General features: G+C 63.2%; 1 protein-coding gene. It reads left to right on the forward strand.

The window, feature by feature from the left end:
• Nucleotides 1–47: 47 nt before the first annotated feature.
• Nucleotides 48–1,136: an IS630 family transposase gene (locus ABZU76_RS51580; protein WP_354885883.1), complete on the forward strand. Its 1,089-nt coding sequence runs from the start codon at nt 48–50 to the stop codon at nt 1,134–1,136.

The following is a 1,136-nucleotide window of genomic DNA, read 5'->3' on the forward strand; positions in this document are numbered from 1 at the left end:
CTAGTGTCCTGAGTCGTAATTTCGTGGCCAGTGGTTAGAGTGTGAGGGTGCCGAGTTCGAAGCTGCCGCCAGTGTCGTTGACCGATGAAGAACGGAAGACGCTGCTGCGGTGGTCGCGTCGTCGGACGACGGCGCAGGCTCTGGCGCTGAGGTCGCGGATTGTGTTGCGCTGTGCGGAAGGTGGCTCGAACTCGGAGGTGGCCGCCGAGTTCGGGGTGGCGCGCCACACGGTGGCGAAGTGGCGGTCACGGTTCCTCTCCGACGGTGTTGAGGGCCTGTCGGACGAGCCACGACCGGGTGCGCCGCGCTCGATCACCGATGAGCGCGTGGAAGCGGTGATCACGGCGACGCTCGAGCAGTCGCCGCCGAATCAGGACACGCAGTGGTCGACGCGGTCGATGGCCGCGGCCACGGGAATGTCACAGTCGGCGGTGTCTCGGATCTGGCGGGCTTTCGGCCTGAAACCGCATCAGGTTCAGACGTGGAAACTGTCACGAGACCCGCAGTTCGTCGAGAAAGTCAGGGACGTGGTCGGGTTATACCTCGATCCTCCGGACAACGCGATCGTGCTGTGCGTCGACGAGAAGTCGCAGATGCAGGCCGTCGACCGGACCGCACCGATTCTGCCGATCATGCCCACCACGCCGGCGCGGATGACCCACGACTACGTGCGCCACGGCACCACGAGCCTGTTCGCGGCGCTGAACCTGGCGACCGGGTCGGTGATCACCCAGCACCACCGCCGCCACCGGCACCAGGAATTCCTGAAATTCCTCAAAGCCATCGACGCCAGCACGCCCGCCGAACTCGACCTGCACCTGGTCTGTGACAACTACGCCACGCACAAAACCCCGACGATCAAAAACTGGCTTCTGCAACACCCACGCTTCCACGTGCACTTCACCCCGACCAGTGCTTCCTGGCTCAATCTGGTCGAACGGTGGTTCGGTGAACTGACCAACCGCAAGCTCCGCCGATCAGCACACCGAAGCATCACCGAACTCGAAGCCGACGTCGAAAAGTGGATCACCGCATGGAACGCCAATCCCAAACCCTACGTCTGGACCAAGACCGCCGACCACATCCTCGACACCCTCGCCGCCTACTGCCAACGAATTAACGACTCAGGACACTAG

Origin of the sequence: Amycolatopsis sp. NPDC005232 (genome assembly GCF_040607795.1) — a bacterium.
Taxonomy (GTDB): domain Bacteria; phylum Actinomycetota; class Actinomycetes; order Mycobacteriales; family Pseudonocardiaceae; genus Amycolatopsis.